The organism is Actinomadura soli, from assembly GCF_005889715.1.
Classification (GTDB): domain Bacteria; phylum Actinomycetota; class Actinomycetes; order Streptosporangiales; family Streptosporangiaceae; genus Spirillospora; species Spirillospora soli.
On sequence record NZ_VCKW01000081.1, the window covers coordinates 24,291 to 30,948 of the forward strand.

At 68.3% G+C, this 6,658-nt stretch carries 7 protein-coding genes and 1 CRISPR repeat array; of the genes, 4 read left to right on the plus strand and 3 right to left on the minus strand.

Annotated elements, in window-relative coordinates; all coding sequences use genetic code 11:
- Positions 1-131: 131 nt before the first annotated feature.
- Positions 132-296, plus strand: coding sequence for a GntR family transcriptional regulator (locus ETD83_RS17550; protein ID WP_138646200.1), 165 nt, complete (start codon positions 132-134; stop codon positions 294-296).
- Between the two features lie 54 nt (positions 297-350).
- Here the strand turns inward: ETD83_RS17550 and ETD83_RS17555 are convergent, their stop codons facing one another.
- From ETD83_RS17555 to ETD83_RS17560, 3 genes are all read right to left on the minus strand, one after another.
- Positions 351-695, minus strand: coding sequence for a hypothetical protein (locus ETD83_RS17555; RefSeq protein WP_138646201.1), 345 nt, complete (start codon positions 693-695; stop codon positions 351-353).
- A 337-nt stretch (positions 696-1,032) separates the two neighbouring features.
- Complete coding sequence (locus ETD83_RS42575; protein ID WP_171064281.1) at positions 1,033-1,209, minus strand: hypothetical protein; 177 nt, start codon at positions 1,207-1,209, stop codon at positions 1,033-1,035.
- Positions 1,210-1,211: 2 nt separating this feature from the next.
- Complete coding sequence (locus ETD83_RS17560; RefSeq protein ID WP_138646202.1) at positions 1,212-1,661, minus strand: hypothetical protein; 450 nt, start codon at positions 1,659-1,661, stop codon at positions 1,212-1,214.
- 255 nt (positions 1,662-1,916) lie between these two features.
- On the opposite strand from ETD83_RS17560, the gene ETD83_RS17565 reads away from it, so the two are divergent.
- The 3 genes from ETD83_RS17565 to ETD83_RS17575 all read left to right on the plus strand — a co-directional run.
- Entirely contained in the window at positions 1,917-3,305 is a 1,389-nt protein-coding gene (locus tag ETD83_RS17565; RefSeq protein WP_138646203.1) for a hypothetical protein, read from the plus strand.
- The gene (locus ETD83_RS17570) at positions 3,302-3,901 is read left to right on the plus strand and encodes a YdcF family protein (RefSeq protein WP_138646204.1); all 600 of its coding nucleotides are present in this window, start codon (positions 3,302-3,304) and stop codon (positions 3,899-3,901) included. The genes ETD83_RS17565 and ETD83_RS17570 overlap by 4 nt, the downstream gene beginning before the upstream one ends.
- A 908-nt stretch (positions 3,902-4,809) precedes the next feature.
- Positions 4,810-5,506: a CRISPR direct-repeat array (repeat unit 31 nt; unit sequence GGTCCTCATCGCCCCTACGAGGGTTCGCAAC).
- A gap of 457 nt (positions 5,507-5,963) precedes the next feature.
- Positions 5,964-6,658 (plus strand): CRISPR-associated endoribonuclease Cas6 (locus ETD83_RS17575; RefSeq protein WP_230420982.1); only part of this gene is annotated, 695 nt, incomplete at its 3' end.

Consider the following 6,658-nt stretch of genomic DNA (forward strand, 5'->3'; position numbering starts at 1 on the left):
TCGTACGATCGGAAGCGGGAGTCCTCTCGTCCTCATCGCCCTACGAGGGTTCGCAACCGGAACTTCTCGGGGAGATCGCGCGGCGGTCCCCACGTCCTCATCGCCCCTAGAGGGTTCGCAACCCGAGACCGATGAGGTGGAGGTTCGCGGACAGGAGTCCTCGTCACGCCTACGAGGGTTCGCAACAGTACGGCGTCGCGATCGGCACGGCGCGGCGCGCGATCGAGGAGCTGCGCGACCGCGGCCTGGTCGTGACGCTCGCAAGCAAGGGGACATTCGTCGTTGAGCCGGACTGACTCTCGTGGTGGTGCCGCCCCGGACGCGCGCCAGTTGGTCCGGGGCGGAGGGGTCTACGACGCGCCGCCCCGCCCGCAGTCCTGGCCACCGCGTTCCGCAGGGGTGCCGCGCGTTCCCGCTGCGGAGACCGGCGGCAGCAGGGCCATGTCCGCGGCGATCCTGAGTGCCGCATCGGAGACGTTCTCGGCCTCCGTGATCGGCCTGCGCTGCGCATCCCAGAACCAGAGATGATCACCGTCGCGCGGGCGCAGCGAGCAGGTGATCGTCGTGCGGCGCTCTCCGTCGGGGAACCAGCGGGTGACGCGCAGCTGGTTGTCGTAGACCGTGGCGGCCATGCCGTCGTAGATGCGCAGGCGCTGGGACAGGGCGTGCAGCGCCGCGTCGGCCTTCATCGCCATGCTCACGACTCCTCCACCACGCGCAGGAGGTGGGCAGGGCGACGGGTCGGCAACCGGCGTCGTCCAGTGCGAGCCGCCGCCCTGGCCGGTGGGTTACTTGCCTTGGGCGGCCTGGCAGGCGGGGCAGACCCCGCATGAGCTGCCGTCAGGGTTGGGATTGGTGCAGGCCCATGGCATGAGGACGCTCCTTCTCGCGTGGGGACGGGGATGGCGCGGCGGGCGGGACCGCCGGGCGGGGTGTCCCGCCGCCGCGCCGTGTACGGCGGTCGCCCCTCCGAGGTGGCGGCCGACCGTACGATCTGGGGTCGGACGTGGCGGTCATTCTGGCTCTGGGTGCTCACAGAGTGGCCATCCAGAGTTCCCAGCCGACCATCTCGGCGAGTTGCTCCTCGGTGTCCGCCTCGGCTAGATGGGGCTGGTCGCGGCCGGGCATGAGCGCCCACCAGGATCCGGTGGCCTCGCCGTGCCAGTAGGTGACGCCGCCCGGGACCGGCGGCGGCGCTTCGGTGTCCACGATCACTGTCCGTCGTCCAGACCGGCCTCGGCCTTCGGGATGCGCAGGAGGAGCAGCGCCATCTCGTTCGGGTCATTGCCGCGCAGTTCGGTGATCGTGGCGGGCCGGTCGGCGTAGTAGAGGTAGTCACGCTGAGCGCGCCAGTACGGCCGTGTGTTGCTCAAGTCGAAGGCCCAGCCCGGGAAGTTCGCGCGCAGGGTCTTCAGGTTCTCCATGCGCTCCGCGCGGGGCATGTTGGGCACGTCGGACGCGAGCGCCGCAAGGGCGACGGCCTGGTTGATGAGGCGCTCCAGCGTCCCGGGGAGCGTGGCCTCGGCCGCCGGGTGCCCGCCGATCCACTCTGCGGAGTGCTCGCGGATGGCAAGCCAGGGGACGGCCCTGTTCCCGACGTAGTCGATCTCCCACCCGGGGTGGGCGTTACGGAGCCGGGCGGCGCTCTCGGATATGGTCACCGTCAGCCGGACCTACTTTCCGGTCAGGCCCCGGAACCCCCAGCGTTCGCGCGCCGGCCGGGGCCGTTTTCGTCTGGACCGGCGAACCGAGTCCCGGCGCTAATGCACTGGGGAAGCAGGGCCCGCCAAAAGCCAGTGAAATCGTGTCCTGTGCCACAGAGATAGGTGACAATGGGCGTCACGCGGAAGGCGACAACCTCCTTGTCACCTTGTCGCCTCTGCCACCTCGGCCCTCTTCCCCGAAGGGTGCGCGACATGAGCGAGTCCGAGAAGCGTCCCGAATGGGCGGTTCGCCTCGAATACGAACGCACTCGGCACGGGTGGGGAAAATGGGATATGTCCCGCCAATTGTTCGCGGCCTCGGGCATCATGAGTCCCGAGACGAAGCGGGTCAAGGCGCTGGCCAGACAGATCTCTCGCTGGGAGGCCGGACAGGTGTGCCCCTGGAGCTGGGGCGACGCAATCGCCGACCTGTTCGGCATCGACCCAGACGAACTGCTTCCCCCGCCGCCGGAGAAAGCGGCACGGACCGGTGCTCGGCACGATGATCCGGATGACGACTGGGGGCAGGTGAGCGAACTGCTGCGCCGGGTTTTCATGAAGCGAGGGATCGCAGTCACCGCCCTGCCTGCGCTCGGCCAGGGCCAGGGGCGCCGCGTCGTCCAGGCGCTCGACATCCTCGGTGGCGACCATCATGGCGCCATCGCGGACGGCCTCGGCCAACTGATCGACCATTACGCGCTGACGATCTGCGCCCTGCCGCCGACCGAGGTGTACGACGAGCTGCTCGCCGTGAGGGCCTATGCCAAGCAGGTGCACGAGCGCGCGGCCACGTCTGCGCGGACCGCCGACCTGTCGCTGGCCTCCGGCTGGCTGTCGCACCTGCTCGCGGTCGCCGCCTGCGACATGGGCGAGCACGCTGCCGCGCGGCTGTGGTGCTCGGACGCCGAGCGCCGCAGCGAGGAGGCGCGGCACCCTGACCTTGCCGCCTGGTCGGTCCTGACGCGCGCGATGATCGCCTTCTATCAGGGGCATGCGCACTTGTCGGCAGCGCTGGCGGCGTGTGGCCAGCAGACCGCCCCGGTGGGCACCGTCGTCCACGCCAAGCTCGCCTCGCAGGAGATGCGCGCCGCGGCGATGGTCGGCGATGACGACCGGATGACCCGGGCACGGCGCCATGCCGCCACGGCGATCTCGGCACTTCCCTACGGCGTGCCCGAGACGGGCGTGTTCTCGATCGCCCTGGCCGAGGACCCGCCGTACACGGCGACCTCGCTGCTATTGGCCGGTCGGCCGCAGGAGGCGGTGACCGCCACTAGGCGCGTGATCGGGACCGTCTATCGGCCGGAGGCGCGGCAGCGCGGCGAGCATCCGTCCGGGTATGCCCGCTCCCTGCTGATCCTGGGCCTGGCGCACGCCCAGGTGCGACAGCTCGACCAGGCGGTCGCGGCCGGACACGACGCGCTCGGCGGCAGCCGCCCCGCATGGCCCACGATGGTGCTGGCCAAGCGACTCGATAGGGTCCTGGCCGAGAACTTTGCAGGTGCCCGCCAGGCCGCGGACTACCGCGCCCGATACCTTGAGGCGTCCACCCTTCCGGGGGCCGGCCTGCAGCCGGCCGCCACCGACGAGGACCCCGGATGACCGACGACGTCACACCCGAGCAGCTGCCCGAGATCACACGATTCGTGGACGTCCAGGCGTTCCCTCCGGACGAGCCCAGCGCGTGCTTCCTCTTCGGGACCAACCAGGCCCCGCCGGTGGACATCGCCGCCGAGCGATATCACCGAGGGTTCGCTCCGCTAATCATCGCCACGGGTGGCGTCAACCGGCACACCGGCATCGTGGAGGGCCAGGTCTTCCGCAAACTGCTCATCGAGCGCGGCGTGCCCGCCGACGCCATCCGCGTCGAGGACCGGTCGGCCAACACCTGGCAGAACGTGGAGAACGCGCTGCCCCTTGTGCGAGAGGCGCTCGCCGCGGGGCTTGCGATCACGGCAGTGTGCAAGTGGTACCACCGCCGCGCGATCCACGTCATGAAGACCATCGCCCCCGAAGTCGGGCCCTTCCATGCGATCGGCTGGGATCCGGTCTACTCCGGCGAGCCGATCACGCGACAGGACTGGCCGGGCGTCCCGGCCGGGAAGCGCCGGGTGATCCGCGAGTGGGACGAGGTCGCTCGCCGCGTCGCGGACGGCAGCTTCGCCGTCGTCGAGCGGCTCGACGGTGCATGGTGCTGAGCACTTCCCCGGAGTTCCCGAAGCCTTCCCGGCGGTGCACATGGAGTGCACTGACGCCGGGAAGAGTGGAGATCGCTTGGGGAACTCCGGAGAGGTCTTCCGCCAGGTGGGGACGGCGCTCGGAGGTCATCGCACAGGTGGCGAAGGCCCCCCGGGCACTACCGGTCGTAGTCCAGTTGCAACATGATCGAATGGCTCTGACCTGCACCGCAGGCCGTCACTGATCGTCGGAGTGCACATCCAGTGCGCCCTGTTCATGATGTCCTCATCGCCCCCTACGAGGGTTCGCAACCCGAGACCGTTGAGGTGGAGGTTCGCGGACAGGAGTCCGCATCGCCCCTACGAAGGTTCGCAACAGGTTGCGCATCTGTATCACGAGTCCGACGTGCAGGTCCTCATCGCCCGTATGAGGGGTTGCAGCCCGAGCCAGATGTGGTCTGGACCGTTTCACGTACCGGTCCGCATCTCTGCGAGGGTTCGCACGCCCTCGCAGAGGAGATGAGGACCGATTCGCCTCACTCTCGTCGTTTGGTTAATAAGCCTGTTGCGAATTCTCGCAGGGGCCGATGAGGCTCCTGGCCCTCACAATCGCCGGCGCCGAAGGCCCCGTTGCGCGAACCTCCATTGCACCGATTCCAGGCAGAGGTCGAAAGTCTTCTGGATCTTAGCTATGACCACGTCATCGTTTATACTTTCCCGCCTGGAACAACGCCCGCTCGCCCAACCGGTGGCGCTGCCGAGCCAGCCCCCCACCGACATCTTGTAGCCTCCTCAGCCGTGCATCGACCCAAAGTTGATCAAGATGGTTTCAGCGACACGCCGGGCTCGGCTACACAACCGGAGGTTCGCTGCAAAGGGCGACTCCCAGATAGCCGCCTTGCCTCCATGGACCTGCGGTTTTACCGTGGGGTCCTCATCGCCCCTACGAGGGTTCGCAACCGAACAAGACTTGGGTCTCGTGTGCCTCGCCCGCGAGGTCCTCATCGCCCCTACGAGGGTTCGCAACGAGATCCGTACCGGGCTGCGCAAGGTGCGGCGCGCACAAGTCCTCATCGCCCCTACGAGGGTTCGCAACAAGTCGCGCTTCTTGCCGCGGGCGTCCGTCCACGGCGGGGTCCTCATCGCCCCTACGAGGGTTCGCAACATGTCGCGCCGGGGATGGTCGGGCAGGGTGGAGTCGGTCCTCATCGCCCCTACGAGGGTTCGCAACACGCCCATGGCGTCCGCCACATGTGCCGGCGCCGCGGTCCTCATCGCCCCTACGAGGGTTCGCAACCCACGGTGGCCGGTCACATCCTGGCCCGGCGCCGCGGTCCTCATCGCCCCTACGAGGGTTCGCAACCCACGGTGGCCGGTCACATCCTGGCCCGGCTCCGCGGTCCTCATCGCCCCTACGAGGGTTCGCAACGCAGCGTGGCGCAGGGCAGGTGGGACAAGACGCTCGGGTCCTCATCGCCCCTACGAGGGTTCGCAACTGATCGACCTGGGCGACGTCCACCGGATCACGGGTCCTCATCGCCCCTACGAGGGTTCGCAACGCCCACTCCTCGGCCGTCAGCGGCTCGGCGTTCAGGAGTCCTCATCGTCCCTACGAGGGTTCGCAACAAACCGCTGAGCAGGCTGGCGATCTCCTCCCGGCTCGTCCTCATGGTCCCCATGAGGGGTTGCACCCGAGCCAGATGTGGTCTGGATCGTCCCACGCGTCGGGCCGCATCTCTGCGAGGGTTCGCACCCCCTCGCAGGGGAGATGAGGACGCCGCTTCCTACGACACCGTGCACGCCGTGCGTTCGCGGATGCGAACTCTCGCGCGGGTGATAAAGGCGATATGGCATGGTCCGTCCTCCGGAGGATTTTGTTCCTAGCGGAGGTGGTCTCTTATGCCGACGGTCAAAGGCCACATCCGGACAGGGGGTGTCTTGATCGAGTTTATTGAAGGACCGCCTTGTGGATTGCGAAGTGCGTAATGTCCCAAGGCGCAAGTGAGGAGCCGAGTGGGGGGCAAGCTCTCGGGTGGGGTCTGGCGGAAGTCGTCCATCTGTACTCGGCGACGGCCATGTGGGTTTGGCCGGTACCGAGGACGAGGGAGGACGGGGTGCAATGCGTTTGCGATTGACCTTCCACATGGGGGCCCGCGAGTTGGACTGGGACGACGTATTGGCTCCCGGGAGGGCCCTGTCGTACTCGCTGCTGGAGCGCGGGGCGCCCGAACTGGGGCAGGCGCTTCACAAGGGTGGTTGGGGGCCGCACGGGCTCGTTCCGTTCGGTTATGGCGCGCCTGTCTTTCCAGCGGCGCGTCGGCGTCGGGGCGTTTATGCCGCTGATGGTCCCGGTGTCCTGGAGTTCGGGAGTCCGCTGATCGCGGTGGTCGAGGGGTGGGCGGCCGCGCTGGCGTCGGTCCCTGTGCTGGCGTGGGGAGCGACCGCGTTCATCGTCGACCAGGTCGAGCCGGTGGAGGCCCCGAAGTTCGAGACCGGAAAGGCCGTCTTCCGGACGGAGACGCCGGTGGTGATGAAGAGCTCGGGACGTGATGAGTCCGGTTCTCGTGCGCGTCGCCAGGCATGGTGCCTCCCGGGCGAGCCCGAGTGGGACGTGTACATACAGAGCAATCTGCGGCGCAAAGCGGCGACCTTGGGTTTGGATGCGGACGTCACCTTGGAGAACGTCGGGTGGATCGGCCGCAAACGCTCGTTCGCGGTGGGGAGCGGAGGGGGCGGGAAGAAGCCGGGGGCCTGCGTCGAGGTCATGGTGTCCGGTGC